13 protein-coding genes and 1 tRNA gene are annotated in these 14,781 nt (G+C 46.1%); 8 read left to right on the plus strand and 6 right to left on the minus strand.

Features of this window, described 5'->3' with window-relative positions; genetic code table 11:
- Window positions 1–458 precede the first annotated feature (458 nt).
- Together Q0R35_RS17455 and Q0R35_RS17460 are read right to left on the minus strand one after the other, a co-directional pair.
- Entirely contained in the window at window positions 459–1,880 is a 1,422-nt protein-coding gene (locus tag Q0R35_RS17455) for a glycosyltransferase family 1 protein (RefSeq protein ID WP_295621405.1), read from the minus strand.
- Between the two features lie 401 nt (window positions 1,881–2,281).
- On the minus strand, window positions 2,282–3,346 hold the full coding sequence (locus Q0R35_RS17460) for a glycosyltransferase family 4 protein (RefSeq protein ID WP_295621408.1): 1,065 nt from the start codon (window positions 3,344–3,346) through the stop codon (window positions 2,282–2,284).
- Window positions 3,347–4,038: 692 nt separating this feature from the next.
- On the opposite strand from Q0R35_RS17460, the gene Q0R35_RS17465 reads away from it, so the two are divergent.
- From Q0R35_RS17465 to aqpZ, 3 genes are all read left to right on the plus strand, one after another.
- Window positions 4,039–4,110 (plus strand) — tRNA-Gln (locus tag Q0R35_RS17465).
- Window positions 4,111–4,197: 87 nt separating this feature from the next.
- Window positions 4,198–5,019 (plus strand): HAD family hydrolase, encoded by an 822-nt coding sequence (locus Q0R35_RS17470; RefSeq protein WP_295621412.1) that lies wholly within the window; start codon window positions 4,198–4,200, stop codon window positions 5,017–5,019.
- Window positions 5,020–5,224: 205 nt separating this feature from the next.
- Window positions 5,225–6,028, plus strand: a complete 804-nt coding sequence (gene aqpZ, locus Q0R35_RS17475; RefSeq protein ID WP_295621416.1) for an aquaporin Z — start codon at window positions 5,225–5,227, stop codon at window positions 6,026–6,028.
- Window positions 6,029–6,097: 69 nt separating this feature from the next.
- On the opposite strand, the gene Q0R35_RS17480 is transcribed toward aqpZ, so the two are convergent.
- On the minus strand, window positions 6,098–6,946 hold the full coding sequence (locus tag Q0R35_RS17480; protein WP_295621420.1) for an alpha/beta fold hydrolase: 849 nt from the start codon (window positions 6,944–6,946) through the stop codon (window positions 6,098–6,100).
- 17 nt (window positions 6,947–6,963) lie between these two features.
- On the opposite strand from Q0R35_RS17480, the gene Q0R35_RS17485 reads away from it, so the two are divergent.
- On the plus strand, window positions 6,964–7,893 hold the full coding sequence (locus Q0R35_RS17485; protein WP_295621423.1) for a hypothetical protein: 930 nt from the start codon (window positions 6,964–6,966) through the stop codon (window positions 7,891–7,893).
- Between the two features lie 183 nt (window positions 7,894–8,076).
- On the opposite strand, the gene Q0R35_RS17490 is transcribed toward Q0R35_RS17485, so the two are convergent.
- Window positions 8,077–9,687, minus strand: a complete 1,611-nt coding sequence (locus Q0R35_RS17490) for a glucose-6-phosphate isomerase (RefSeq protein WP_295621425.1) — start codon at window positions 9,685–9,687, stop codon at window positions 8,077–8,079.
- Between the two features lie 92 nt (window positions 9,688–9,779).
- A complete protein-coding gene (locus tag Q0R35_RS17495; RefSeq protein WP_295621428.1) occupies window positions 9,780–10,007 on the minus strand; it encodes a hypothetical protein in 228 nt (75 codons plus the stop codon).
- Window positions 10,008–10,043: 36 nt separating this feature from the next.
- Here Q0R35_RS17495 and Q0R35_RS17500 point away from each other — a divergent pair, with 36 nt between their 5' ends.
- The 3 genes from Q0R35_RS17500 to Q0R35_RS17510 all read left to right on the plus strand — a co-directional run bounded on the left by Q0R35_RS17500 (window position 10,044) and on the right by Q0R35_RS17510 (window position 11,443).
- The gene (locus tag Q0R35_RS17500; protein WP_295621431.1) at window positions 10,044–10,676 is read left to right on the plus strand and encodes a glutathione S-transferase family protein; all 633 of its coding nucleotides are present in this window, start codon (window positions 10,044–10,046) and stop codon (window positions 10,674–10,676) included.
- A 105-nt stretch (window positions 10,677–10,781) separates the two neighbouring features.
- A complete protein-coding gene (locus tag Q0R35_RS17505; RefSeq protein WP_295621443.1) occupies window positions 10,782–11,123 on the plus strand; it encodes an AbrB/MazE/SpoVT family DNA-binding domain-containing protein in 342 nt (113 codons plus the stop codon).
- Entirely contained in the window at window positions 11,111–11,443 is a 333-nt protein-coding gene (locus Q0R35_RS17510; RefSeq protein WP_295621434.1) for a type II toxin-antitoxin system PemK/MazF family toxin, read from the plus strand. The genes Q0R35_RS17505 and Q0R35_RS17510 overlap by 13 nt, the downstream gene beginning before the upstream one ends.
- Window positions 11,444–11,822: 379 nt before the next feature.
- Here the strand turns inward: Q0R35_RS17510 and Q0R35_RS17515 are convergent, their stop codons facing one another.
- Window positions 11,823–13,964, minus strand: coding sequence for a polyribonucleotide nucleotidyltransferase (locus Q0R35_RS17515; RefSeq protein WP_295621437.1), 2,142 nt, complete (start codon window positions 13,962–13,964; stop codon window positions 11,823–11,825).
- Between the two features lie 190 nt (window positions 13,965–14,154).
- Here Q0R35_RS17515 and Q0R35_RS17520 point away from each other — a divergent pair, with 190 nt between their 5' ends.
- Window positions 14,155–14,559 (plus strand): hypothetical protein, encoded by a 405-nt coding sequence (locus Q0R35_RS17520; protein ID WP_295621440.1) that lies wholly within the window; start codon window positions 14,155–14,157, stop codon window positions 14,557–14,559.
- Window positions 14,560–14,781 lie beyond the last annotated feature (222 nt).

Below are 14,781 nucleotides of genomic sequence, written 5' to 3' on the forward strand. Positions count from 1 at the left end.
CCCCCCAACCCCCCTTATAAAAGGCTACGGTGTATACAGTCTGGGGAAAATCGAAAACCCTAGAGATCCCCCTAGCTTGTCGGTTTTTTACGTCACGGGGGAACCCCCGAATAAAACCGCCGCTGTCTTGTCGGTTTTTTATTCGGGGGGAACCCCCGAATAAAACCGCCGCTGTCTTGTCTTGACGCACACAACTGGGAGGGAACCTCCTTTGTCGTATGCGTCGCTGTCTCGCATAATCCGGGAGGGAACCTCCCGGCTGCGAGCCGCTAAATCCCCCTTCAAAAGCGGATGCGCGCACCGTCCTTTGTTCCCCGACAGTGAAAGCGCAACCTTGCAGGGGGACTTCCGGATCCGGTTCCCCCCTTTTCAAGGGGGGTTAGGGGGGATTGGGATCTAGAAACGAAGTCCAGCAGACTTGTGTATATAATACGGGAGACCTTTTTACCTAGGTTAAATTAGGAGGCTCTGACAACTTGCTGTTGCTTGGACAACAGTGTCGCAGGCGCGCTCGATCCGCGCCCTAGCGCGGGAGTCATTAACGATTTAGCCAAGAGATGACGATAGAGATCGCTCAGTTGGATGGCTACTCCCGTCCAGCTAAAATTTTGATGTACCCGTGCGGATGCTTGTCTGCGAATTTTCCGCGCCCAGATATCGTCAGTCAAAATCCGTTCGATCGCGTGGGCAAATTTACTGGCATCATGAGGCGGTACCAATAATCCAGTTTCCTCAGAAATGACTGTAAATTTCAAACCACCCACATCAGACGCGACTACGGGCGTGCCGCAAGCCATAGCTTCGATCGCGACCAATCCAAACGGTTCGTAGTGACTGGGGATTACACATACATCAGCAGCAGTATAATACAGTGGGAGGCGATCGTGCCCGACAATGCCTACAAAGTCAGTATTTGCACCCAAATCTAATTCACTGACGATCTCCTCAATCCGGCGACGCTCGACACCATCAGCCTCATTAGGATCGCTACCACCGACAATTAGTAATTTTAAGTGCTGAGGATCGATTTCTTCACCTTGTTCTAATCGAGCGCGGAGTTCGCCTGTTGCCCGAATTAAGGTTTCAATCCCTTTGCGTTTATCAAAGCGACCGACATACAGTACCACTTTTTCCTTGGTGCCGATCCCTAGCTGTTTGCGGGCTTCCGATTTAGAGAGCGGGTGAAAGGTGCTAACATCGGTACCGCAAGGAATGATATCGACATTACCGATTTTAGATACAAATGTCTCTAAATCATTGAGTTCTTGAGGACTGGTGGCGACAACGCGATGCGCTCGTTCGAGAATGTCTTTTTCTACTGCCAAGCGAGTCTGTGCGATCGCGGGAATCTCGCTCACCGCTTGAAACTTCACTGCACCTAAAGAATGATAGGTATGGATCAGTTGAATATTTTGGCAGCGTTGGAGTTCCATCCCTACCCAACCAGACATCCAATAGTTAGTATGGGCTAAAGGATAATTCGTGCCTTCTTTTTGCTGGAATTTCCGAAACGCTTCAACAAATTCGTGCATGTACTGAAATAATTCGTCGCGGGGAATATAAGACTCAGGGCCAGCGATCAACCGGATCGTCCGACAATGGGGTGTATGCTGAACGATCGTCGCATCGTCAGGGCTACATTTGCGCGTAAACATATCTACTTGCCAACCGAGTTTGGCTAAAGCTTCACCCACTTGGCGCACATAAACATTTTGACCGCCAGCGGCATCTTTACCAATTTCAGCAGCAGGATCGCCATGCTCGGAAATTAAGGCAATTGCTTGACGTGTGGGAATTGTCGGACGTGCAGAAGGAAATGGTTGGTGGGGTTTGGTAACTGTGGAGTTAATCGTGGTAGTGGGGAATGTTCCGTTTGGCATATCTGCACCTCAGTAAATAATTTAAATTAATCGGGATAAGTCGTCCTCACCAGCCGTTATGCTAATTAACCTGAGTTCTGGATAAAAGGAATAAAATATTCCAAAATATCTAAAATGTCTGTCAAACTTTGCCCGGTTGGGCTTGCTACCAATGAGCTGAGGTAACAACAGAGTTGAAGCTTAACCAGAACTGACGTTAATTATGACGATGTAGCTATAAAATTCTCACTGTGAGAATTCCGGATCGGCGACTGACGATCGAATATGTTGTCTTCTAGCCGCGATCGATCTAACATTTTCGCGAGTGTCTAATGTGACAATCTTAGAGATTCCCCAAGATATAGTGTAAAGAGCCGATCTTTAAGCGACTCTCATCTGCTCGATTTCGATTGAATCTGGTTTTAGCGTGCGCTAACAAGATGTCCGTTACTCGCAAATTTCTCTGCCAAAATCTGCTGATACACCGCTTCATAACCCGCAGCCATTTGCTCGACTCCAAATCGATGAGCTACATATTCGCGACAAGCAGATCGAGACAGTTGGGGAATTTTGGCTACAGCAGCAATACATTCAGCAATGTTGTTGCAAATAAATCCACTCACGCCATCGACAACGATTTCGGGTACCGAGCCGAGATTCATGGCAATTACAGGCGTACCTGCTGCCATCGATTCGATCGTCACCAAGCCGAATGGTTCGCGCCAAGTAATCGGGAATAAAGTCGCGATTGCTCGACCCATCAGATCGTTTTTCATAAAGTGATCGGCTTCACCCAAAAACTGAATCTGCACGCCATCGATGAGCGGCTTAATCTCATTCTCAAAATATTCAACATCGACCGGATCGACCTTGCCTGCCATTTTGAGCGTCATTCCGGTCGCTTTGGCAATTTCAATCGCAAGGTGCGGCCCCTTTTCTGGCGATATTCTGCCTAGAAACGCCAGATAAGCTGGTTCGTCAGCTACCGGGAAAAAATGATGTGAGTTTACATCGATGCTGTTGTAAACCGTGGCAACATGATTTAGCCCCAACCGCTCTTCCCGTTGAGCGTTAGAAATACTCACATAGGGTTGCGCTTTGGCATGAACGAACATTTTTTCATTGTCTGGCGTAAAAATGCCATGCAAGGTGTGAACTGTGGGCGTTTTGGTCAACTTGCTGTAAGGTAATGCCGCACAACCCATGTGCGAATGAATCAGATCGAACTCTCCCGCTCGTTCGTAAACTTGAGCCAGTTGCAACATTTCATAAATGCCACATTCTTTAACTGTCGGGTCTAATCTCAGTGCTTGGGGGTGGATCGATTCTAGTTTTGCCGAGGTAATCGAGTCCCCCGAAGCGAATAGAGTTACCTCATGACCCCTAGCAACTAGCTCATCTGTCAACAGTCCAACTACCAATTCTATGCCACCATATGCTGGTGGGGGAACTCGTTCCCACAAAGGTGCTATTTGAGCAATCTTCATTATAATTCTCCTGGATTATATAATGCTACTCGCAGATGCCGCGATCGAATCTCTTGAATAATTCAAGGTTAGATCTCCCCATTTTATCGGTCGATAATCACCTGCGTCTTGCTTAGTAATTCACTAAAAATGTCTCGAACAAACTCTATACAGTTCTCTCTGATTGCCGCATATCAAGGACTCTGCGCTCGATAAGCGATTTATTTAGATTTGTATTTGTTCTGTTAACGTTCTCATATCTTAAACACCACTTTTTAATATTTTCATTTATCTTAACAAAATCTTCACAATTCATTTATCTAAAAAAACACTCCAATAATAATGTAATGAACAGTAGCGATCGCGCGGGTAATGTAGCTAAAATGACAAATATTTAGTCGAGTTGATATTTATTGACTAGGTGTTTAGCATTGAATCTACTATTTAATTTTGCCGATCGAAAGTATTATTTAATACCAAACAATCCTCCGATCGGTAAAACGAGCAAACCAGTGGCGGCTGGCTTTGCGTATCTATACAAAACCACACTTACACCGAGACTCGGAACTCCCATTCGGATGATGTTCGATCGGGATCGATCGTTATGCCATACCTATTTGGGACGAAAGCGACCGATCGGTGCTAAAAAACATCAGTTGCACCTCTTGACAAAGACCCAGATAGCTATGCTATATTTGTAGATGTCATCGCAATGGGGTGTCGCCAAGTGGTAAGGCATCTGGTTTTGGTCCAGACATTCCGAGGTTCGAATCCTTGCACCCCAGTTAAATCAAGCATCCAAACAGTAAGATCGGGATTGAGCCGTAATGGCTCTAACTGACGGTTATTTTAGTCAAAGGAAAAGCAACTGTATGAATGCTGCGCGAATTCTCGCCCTCGATTTCGATGGGGTTATCTGCGATGGAATGGCAGAGTATTGGCAGACGGCATGGCGGACTTATACTCAAGTATGGCAGCTAGAGCGGTTGGAACCATCACCCGGAGTAGCTGAAAAGTTTCGAGAACTGCGTCCGTTGATCGAAGTCGGTTGGGAAATGCCCGTCCTGATTCGGGCACTGAGTTTAGGGATTTCTACAGATCGAATGCAGAGTTCTTGGCAGCGGATTCGCGATCGCATCCTCGCCGATAGTCGCCTCAGCGGCGTAAAAGTCAGTCAGCAACTAGATGCCGTCCGCGATAGTTGGATCGAGCAAGACCTGACAAGCTGGTTGGGTTTGCATCAATTTTATCCAGGAGTAGTCGATCTGTTCAAAGACCTGCCCAATCGAAAGATTCAACCAGTCATTATTACGACTAAAGAAAGCAGATTTGTCACCCAACTGCTGCAAAAAGAGGGCATCGAGCTATCAAGTGAATTTATTTGGGGTAAAGAACTCAAACGCAGTAAAATAGATAGTCTCAAGCAAATTCTCGATCGTGGTGCCAAGAAATCGCCAGCAGTGTGGTTTGTTGAAGATCGACTCAGCACCTTGACCAAAATCGCCACTCAGCCAGAGCTAGAGTCAGTCAAGCTGTACTTAGCCGATTGGGGTTACAATACCCCATTAGAAAGAGCAGCAGCACTCCAGCAGTCGCGAATTCAGACACTAGCACTAGCTGATTTTGCCACATTGGGCGGAACGGCTAAGAAAGGCACAGCGGGCAAAACCGAAGCCGCAGATCTCGTAACGTAGTAATTAGTTCGAGCTAATCGATATTTTTTGTTACTGCCACTAAAAGATACCATTACGATTGTCCGATCGATCGTAATGGTATCTTTTTAGTATAAATAAGCACAATGATATAACTAAATATTACAGAACCTGGATCGAAATTAGATTTTGCCATAACAATGACTACAACTGTCAATGTTCGGTAAATCTAATCGAGTAAATAAGTATGCCTTTAACGAAACGTTGTCTTGCAGAATTTTTTGGTACCTTCTGGTTGGTGCTAGGCGGCTGTGGGAGTGCGGTAATTGCCGCAGCCTATACAGAAGTAAACGCTCAAGGTGCATCGGAAGCAAAAGCCGCAGCCGCAGCGTCATTAGGAATTGGTACCATTGGCGTATCATTTGCCTTTGGTTTGACAGTACTGACGATGGCCTATGCCATCGGACATATTTCTGGTTGTCATCTCAACCCGGCGGTATCTTTCGGTTTGTGGGCTGGCAAGAGATTTCCAGCCTCTGAATTATTACCCTATATTGTCGCGCAGGTGGGTGGTGCAATTGTCGCAGCTTTGCTAATCTACTTTATTGCATCGGGTAAAACTGGCTATGCACTCACCGGAACTGGCCCGATGGCAACAAATGGGTTTGCGACTCATTCGCCCCAAGGTTACACCATGTTGTCTTGCTTCATCACTGAAGTTGTCATGACATTTATGTTCTTAATGGTAATTTTAGGTGCTACCGACAGACGCGCACCTCAAGGTTTCGCACCAATCGCGATCGGGCTAATGCTAACATTGATTCACCTCATTAGTATTCCGGTTACCAACACATCTGTTAATCCAGCTAGGAGTACTGGGCCAGCATTGGTTGTAGGGTTATTTGGCAAGGTGGAGTTGTTCGGACAAGTATGGCTATTTTGGGTAGCTCCAATCCTAGGCGCAATTGCGGCTGGATTATTCTATCGTGCAGTTTTTGAGTTGCCAGAACACAGCAAAAAATCGGAGTCACAGCTTAGTGGTAATCTATAATTTTAGTGTTGTAAATTAGGTTAAACCTAATTTAAAGGTTGGATCGATCGATCCAACCTTTTTTAAGTGCTATTGTGCCATAAAATCTAATACTAGTCGATTGAATTTAGCAGGGTATTCTAGATATGGATGATGTCCGCAATCAGGAAAAATATGTAATTGACTATTTGGTATACCTGCGGCGGCGATATATGCATGTTTGACGGGAATAATTCGATCGTATTCTCCCCACGTAATTAATGTTGGCTGTAAAATGTTTGACAAATTATCGAGAATCGGTCGGTAAACTTGAGGTAAAACGCCTGCTAAATTAAAATTACTTCGTCCGATTCTGAGAATAACGCGATTTCGCCCAGGGATGGCAAAGATTGGATAACGCAATTCGATCCAATCTGGCGGTAGCTGTTTACCATCGAAAAAATTAGATCTTAGCATCGCCGGAATCATCCACCGTCCCGGACGAAGTAAACTGACAACTGCTGGCAAAGTAATTACTCGAATGCCCAGGCTAATTTCTTTGCCAAAGCCCATGCTATCAACTAATACTAATTTATCGACTCGATTGGGGTATAATCTAGTAAATTCTAGTGCAACTCCACCACCCATCGAGTTGCCGATAATAGTCGCTTTTTCAATTTTTGATGCGTTCATAAAACTAGCTAAAAATTCAGCTTGATTTACCAACGAATAAGAGCGATCTGGATAATCCGATTTACCCGAACCAACCATATCAAAAGCATACACGCGGTGGTGTGCCGCTAAAGCAGCGATGTTATACAGCCAAAATTCGATCGAACCACTCCCACCATGTAGCAAAATTATCGAACTACCACTATTACCCATCTGCCAATATCGCGTATTAATGCTATCGATCGATATATATAAATCTTGTGGTATTACCGATGGTTGAGTAGGCATTAGTTCGGAGCTAAACGATGAATGAAACAGAAATAGAACTAAGAATATTATTATACTTAGATGATGGCTTTGAAGACACAGGTTATATTACCACAATTGTCAACTCTTTAACTTTTTCACATCTGGCAGCTTTAATTTGTCGATTGTTAAAATCTCAGCCAGAGTTCGAGGTGACATCATTATTTTTGCGCGATGCGATCGTCTGCGGGTATCGAAACGATGCTTGTCAGCAATTTCGAGATGATTATCTAGGTTCGATAATAGTTAGTACATTAGAAGAATTAGTCTTTACAAATAACCATTTTATTCGGAGCAACGCGATTTATACTTTAGGGAAAACCTGTAGTTACACTAGCAAAAATGTCTTAGTGGAGGCATTCGATCGATTTATCGATACCGATCCATTATTACTCAATCGACTGATTCATGAAATGGGCTGGTTGGGAGTGGAAAATATGGAGAATTACCTCGAACGCATGGCAACTAACACCAGTTATCTGACTCGCTGGGCGGCGGTGGAGTTTATTTATCAAAGCACGGAACGATTGCCAAATTGGGCAGAGTTATTGCGGCAAGACTCTTGCGAACTCATTCGTCTAGAAGCAGAATATGAGTGCCAGCGAATTCTTAAAAGCTTTCAAACATCAAGCTTATCAAAAATTCAGCAGCGACAACGAGCCAAGGAGATCGTGCAAATCGAGCCAAAAATCTCATTTCAGCAGCTAAGTTTGCAATTCACCCGCGATTTGTACGTCCGAGGGCAGAGCGAGTATAGTGTAGTCGAGCTGGAAGCTTTTATTGACGAGCGAAAATCGCCCTCACCCTGTCTTGTCTTGTCGCACACAAACGGGAGGTTTCCTCCCGGATTATGCGAGCCGCTAAATCCCTCTTCCTTAGGGAGAGGCAGGATGGTTTCATACAAGGAAATAAAAATGCATAAACCCTAGTGCTCAGTTTTCAACCGCCCTGAAATAAATTTCGGGCTAATAGCGAAAGTTCACTGAAGTGAACTAAGAGATTTTTATTTTGGTGTATGAAACCACCCTGCTCTCCCTCAAGGAGAGGGACTTTGAATCCAATTCTTGAGTCCGGCTCCCTTCTCCCTGAGGGCGAAGGGTTGGGGATGAGGGTTAGTTATCAATCCAAGCAACTCGTAAACTGCCTGGATGCGCTGAGTTGCCCGTAAAAGCGATCCCGCGATCGTTTGCCTGAAGATGGCGTAAAATCTTGTAAATCGCCTCCACTCGATCGGGTGCGCCAATTTTTGCGGCTAATTCTGCTAGTGTAATTGGTGAAGCGATCGTGGTTTCCTTGAGTGCTTGGACTGCATCGGTTTGGAGTTGAATAATTACCGCCGCAGCTTTTTTCCCAGCTTCTACACCTGGTTGGTGGTAGGCATTAACATTCACGATCGAAGCATACAAACCTACCGCTCGTTCGTAAAGAGCAATTAAAGCTCCAACAGTCTGCGGTGTCACGCTCGGAATCGTGACGGTAATCGAATCGCGGCTATTTTCGTATAAAGCTTGACGAGTACCTTGCAAAAAGCCAGATAAATAGTCGCCGCTAGTGACACCCGGATCGATTTCTGGCGATTCACCCGCTCGATCGTTTAATACTTCGATAAATGTTAAAAAGAAATTGGGAATACCTTCGCGCAGTTGTTGAACGTAGGCATGTTGATCTGTCGAACCTTTATTCCCGTAAACAGCAATCCCCTGATAGACTTTATTACCATCGAGATCGTCTTCTTTGCCTAGCGATTCCATGACTAGCTGCTGAAGATAACGGCTAAATAGCAATAAACTATCTTTGTAAGGTAGCACCACCATGTCTTTTTCGCCCTTCCCATTGCCCGATGCATACCAAGCCAGAGCGAGTAAAGCAGCCGGATTAGTTTTGATATTTGGGTTCCGGGTAGCGATGTCCATTTCTTTGGCACCAGCCAGCATCCCCTGAATGTCGATGCCTTGCAGTGCGGCAGGAAGTAAACCCACCGATGATAATTCAGACGTTCGTCCGCCTACCCAGTCGGGCATCGGGAATCTCGCAATCCAACCTTGAGATGATGCCACACCATCGAGGTGGCTGCCCACGCCTGTAACTGCCACTGCATAAGCCGCAAAATTAAGATTCTGAGCTTGATAAACCGCCCGAACCTCTAACATACCATTTCGAGGTTCTGGGGTGCCGCCAGACTTAGATATGACCATAACCAGAGTGGTATCGAGCCTGTCTTCAACCCGACTGAGCACCCGATCGATCCCGGCCGGATCGCTATTGTCGATAAAATGAATATTTAACGGCGGACGATCGGGTGCAAGAGCTTCAGCAACAAATTGCGGCCCCAATGCTGAACCCCCAATCCCGATCGTTATCAGATCGGTAAATTTACCACCTTGAGGGGGATGAATGGCTCCAGAGTGGATTTTGCGGACAAAATCGGCGATCGCCTCGATCGTGCTGGTAATTTCGGTCTTAATTTCTGGAGTCGGCGCGAGATCTGGATTTCGCAGCCAATAGTGTCCCACCATCCGCTGTTCGTCAGGGTTGGCAATAGCTCCGGCTTCCAGAGCCACCATATCGGCGAATGCCTTGACAAATTTGGGTTGCAGTTGGGAAACCAACGCATCATCAAACCGCATCCGACTGATATCTAGGTACAAACCTAAACCTGGGTGATAATACAACCAATCCTGATATCGCTGCCATAGCAATGTACCTGTTGCCACTGTTGCCATCACTCAACCTCATTAAAATCTAAAAATTCTACGGCGATCTCATTTGCCCTATTACTACGATACCAGCCTGATGGGTGTCAGATTGGTTATCTTTACACAAAAAATCTATTCGTTATGTGTTTACAAGCCAGCTTAAAGATTGGCTCGTTCGACATTCTAGCTGAAATTTCAGCTAGTAATTGTTGAATATCGATCGCCAGATCCATATCAGCCAAATGGGAAATCGTCCCCGTCGTCGAACTGGTACTTGACTCGTGGGGTTGTTGCGACTCGTGATGGCAAGGATAACGGTAATGCCCAATATCGATCGAATCGCTCATACTAAAGATATAGACTATCTGAATTACTTATAGATAATGTCAAACCTAGTCGTTCACGGATTTACTGGTAGTACCTACGTCCGAACAGTCCGATTGCTGTTGGCGGAGATTGGTGCAGAATATACTCTCCACAGCGTCAATATTTTTAACGGCGAAAGCCAGTCACCAGAGTATTTAAAGAAGCATCCCTTTGGGAAAATACCCACTCTAGAAGTAGATGGAGAACTGCTGTATGAAACGGGGGCAATTACTGAATATCTCGATACAGTTTTAGCCGATCGCCAGTTTAGCTTTGCCGAGCCGATGCGTCAAGCCAGAATGCGGCAAATTATGGGGATTATCGATAGCTATCTCTATGCTCCGGCGATCGGTACCATCGTCATTCAAAGCCTCATCGTTCCCAGCCAGGGTGGTAAACCGGACGAGGATAAAGTGCATCAAGCGATCGCACCTGCGACAAAAGCTCTGGAAGCGATCGAATCGATCGCGACAGGAGATGTATATCTATTGGGCGATACAATTAGCATTGCTGATTTTTATCTAATCCCAATCTTTGTTTATCTATCCCAAACGCCAGCATTTGAGACGATTACCGCACAAACTCCCAAACTGCGGACTTGGTGGGAAAAAGCCAGCCAGCTACCTAATGTCCAAAAAGTTTGCGTTTAACTTCAGTTGCCGATAGCCGACTTCACGAAGTCGGCTATCGATGTTTTATCCGCACACTAATTATGGCGTAAGCCGATCGAGAATTTGCTTTAATACTAGTCTGTGATGTTCGATCTCGATCGACAGTCTTTAACTTTCATTATCAATATGTGGGTACAATGTAATTACTATGTCCTCAAATCTATGACTACACCTGTCAAAGGGCGAATAATTAAAGTTGGCAATTCTCAAGGGATTAGAATTCCCAAGCTCTTGCTAGAGCAAAGCGGTATCTCGGAAAACGTCGAAATTGAGGTCAGAGATAATCAGATCGTCATTACAGCAGCATCCCACGCTCGGAATGGGTGGGCGGAAGCATTTGCACAGATGTCCAGCAATGAAGATGAGGATATCTCGCTAGATCGCTCGACCGCGACTGCATGGGATGAGGAAGAATGGGAGTGGTAGTTGCGAGATTTGATGTGTTTCTAGTAGAGCTAGATCCGACAGTTGGGAGCGAAATTTGGAAAACTCGTCCATGTCTGATAATTTCTCCTGATGAGATGAACTTACATCTGGCAACAGCGATTGTCGCGCCGATGACAACCAAGGGAAAACTCTATCCCAGCCGGATTCCCGTTAACTCTGAAGGCAAGGACGGCTATATCGTGCTAGACCAAATTCGCACTGTGGACAAAACCAGATTGATTAAAAAGTTGGGTTCGATTGCGATCGACGAACAAAAAGCGGTCTTAAATACCTTGGCTGAGATGTTTGCTGAAGACTAAAATCTCAGGTTTTTTGTTTTCACCCAATCGATTAAATTGAGATCGAGCGGCAGAAGTGAGCGATAGAATGCTCGCTAAACATGCGATTAACTTTGAAACCATTACATCTATCTTCTAAGGTAGATTTGAGCTTTTGGATTAGCTTACCCATAAACGTAAGATACCAGCCTGATGGAACGATCGGGCTAGTATCTTGGTTTAAAACATTCGATTCGGTCTGGGTTGCTGCGAAGATCTACCCACCCCGCCCTCTGGGCACCCCTCCGAGGAGGGGATTTTTACCAGACAACAAACACAAAAAGTTTTGTCTTTGCTTTAAGTCCCCTCCTCGGAGGGGTGCCCGTAGGGCGGGGTGGGTCAGGTTTACGCAACCAACAATCTAACCCTTTCTCGCCGCCGCAGCTTCATCGGGATGAATGCCCAGACGAGTCAGATTCACACGTCCTTTGTTGTCGATTTCGCGTACCTTAACGATCACTTCATCGCCAACGCCGACTTCATCTTCGACCTTACCCACGCGGTAATCGGCAAGTTGAGAGATATGGATCATCCCTTCTTTGCCCGGTAGCAGCTCCACGAAGGCACCGATCGGGATAATTCGGGTCACGCGTCCAGCATAGACATCGCCTTCGTTGAGACGGCGGGTTAAGCCTTGGACGATTTGAATCGCGCGTTTGGCTTTCTCGTTATCTACAGCGGAGACAGTTACGGTACCATCATCATCGATGTCGATTTTAGCTCCGGTTTCTTCGGTAATTCCTTTGATGGTTTTACCGCCAGGGCCGATGACCAAGCCGATCAGTTCTGGCTCGATTTTGAAGGTGAGTAAGCGTGGTGCGAAGGGTGAGAGTTCTTCGCGGGGTTTGTCGATCGCAGCCAACATTTTCTCTAGAATATGTAAGCGGGCGGGACGTGCTTTATTAATTGCTTCAGCGATCGTTACCATTGGTAAACCGCTGATTTTCATGTCCATTTGCAGGGCGGTAATCCCAGTATCGGTACCCGCAACTTTAAAGTCCATGTCGCCGAGGAAGTCTTCAATCCCCTGAATATCGGTGAGAATCCGGACTTCTTCGCCTTCTTTAATTAGTCCCATCGCCGCACCACTGACTGGTTTGGTAATTGGTACGCCAGCATCCATCAATGCCAATGTCGAACCACAGACCGAACCCATCGAGGTCGAACCGTTGGAAGAGAGGATCTCTGAGACGACTCTGAGGACGTAGGGGAACTCATCTTTGCTAGGTAAGACGGGGATTAAAGCGCGTTCTGCTAAGGCACCATGACCGATTTCGCGCCGTCCGGGGGCACGCATGGGTTTGGTTTCACCGACGGAGTAGGGCGGGAAATTGTAATGGTGAATATACCGTTTGGTATTTTCAGGGTTGAGATCGTCGCCGAGATCTTGAGCGTCGCCGGGAGTACCGAGGGTACATGCGGACATAACTTGAGTCAGACCCCGATTGAATAAACCCGTCCCGTGGACGCGCTTGGGTAAGACACCAACGAAACAGGAGATGGGGCGCACTTCGTCGAGTGCCCGTCCGTCTACCCGTCGTCCGGTTTCGATCACTTGTTGGCGCATCATTTTTTTGGTGATGCTTTTGAACAAGGTGCTGACAGCTTTACTATCGCTAGCTGCGGCAACTTGAATCGGATCGGTTTCTGGGAGACTGGCAATCTCGGCTACTGCTTTGGCTTTGATTTCATCGAGCTGGGCATCCCGAATTGGTTTACTTGGCTCGTATTTACCAAGTACGACTTTAATGCTTTCGGTAGTCCGATCGCGTAAAAAGTTTTCTAAGACGGGATCGGAAACTGGTTTTTCCGCCTGAACGATACTTATGCCGAGTTCGGTAAGTAGTTCGCGTTGGGCGGTAATTAGCTCTAACACAGCTTCATAACCGAAATCGATCGCTTCAATGATATCTTGTTCGGGCAACTGATTGGCACCAGCTTCGACCATGATCACGCCGTCGGGGGTACCCGCAACGACTAAATCGAGATCGCCGATCTGAATTTCGCGATAGGTAGGATTGATGATAAAGTCATCGCCGACCAAACCGACTCGTACCGCTGCCATTGGGCCATTGAAAGGGAGTTGCGCCAAGAGGCTGGCGATCGAAGCTCCAGTTACCGCCAACACATCTGGGGGTACTAATTCGTCCAGAGACATGGTAGTCGCCACGATTTGGATATCATCGCGCAGCCAGTCTGGGAATAACGGACGCATCGGTCGATCGATCAACCGACTAATTAATGTAACTTTCTCTGGTGCCCGACCTTCGCGACGTAAGAAACCACCTGGAATGCGTCCGGCTGCGTAGATTCGTTCTTCGTAATCTACCAGTAACGGGAGGAAATCAATTCCTTCTCGTCCTTTAGCGCGGGTTGCGGTAACTAAAACACTGGTGTCGCCAGATTCGATTAAGACGCAACCGCCAGCTTGGGGTGCGAATACACCAACTTTAAGCCGAATATCCCTACCGTCAAAGGATATTGACTTATTTATCTCTGCCATTAGGTTGTCCTTTTTTTCTTCACTTCTTCTCTTGCTGTATGAGATCCTAGCATTAGTTTCGCTAGCGTGGTAAATTTTTTGGCGATCTACTGGTAATATGCTGCTATCAACTTAATAAGTTGATAATTTTTGACAATTCCACCAATTGTCTTGGGTAACTTAATCAGTGAGTCATATGAATTTTTATCCTATGTCCAATCTGTCCAAATCGCATTATCGGCTATCGTTGGCGGAGCCTCTCCAACGGAGAATCGCGATTTCATTGTCTACAGTAGTGTTGGTGAATTTACTCGTAACTAGCATTGGCTTTAGTGCTGCGGTTTCGGCTAAACCCCGCCCATCCGCACCAGTTGTCACTAGTCAAACTCCCAAAGATCGGATCTCGCCACAACCAGTGGAGGCAGTGCTGGCTAATATTCAGCCTAAACCATCGATCCGATCGAAAGTTCTCGGTGCCACCTCGCGCTCAGTTGTCAAGTCCAGCCAATCTTCAACTCGTCAAGTTAAGACAGATCGATTTTTTCAAGGTATCTCGCATTTAATCGATACCGATCGTCAAACTGATGTTTCACCTGTCGATCGATTAATTAAGTAAATATTTCCTGAAATTCAGAGCAGGGATAATTCATGAAGCGGCGGTTTTACGTCACGGGGTTCCCCCGTGATGTAAAAAACCGACAAGACATTACCCCTGCTTATTTTCTATCATCCAGTAGCTACAATCTCAATTTAAAGCTTAATCGAGCGTTCATTCACTTTCAGAAACGGGAATCGATTTACTATTATAGAGACTCATGGCTTTTTCCATACCTTGTTT

Origin of the sequence: Chamaesiphon sp. GL140_3_metabinner_50 (assembly GCF_025361915.1) — a bacterium.
Classification (GTDB): Bacteria; Cyanobacteriota; Cyanobacteriia; order Cyanobacteriales; family Chamaesiphonaceae; genus Chamaesiphon.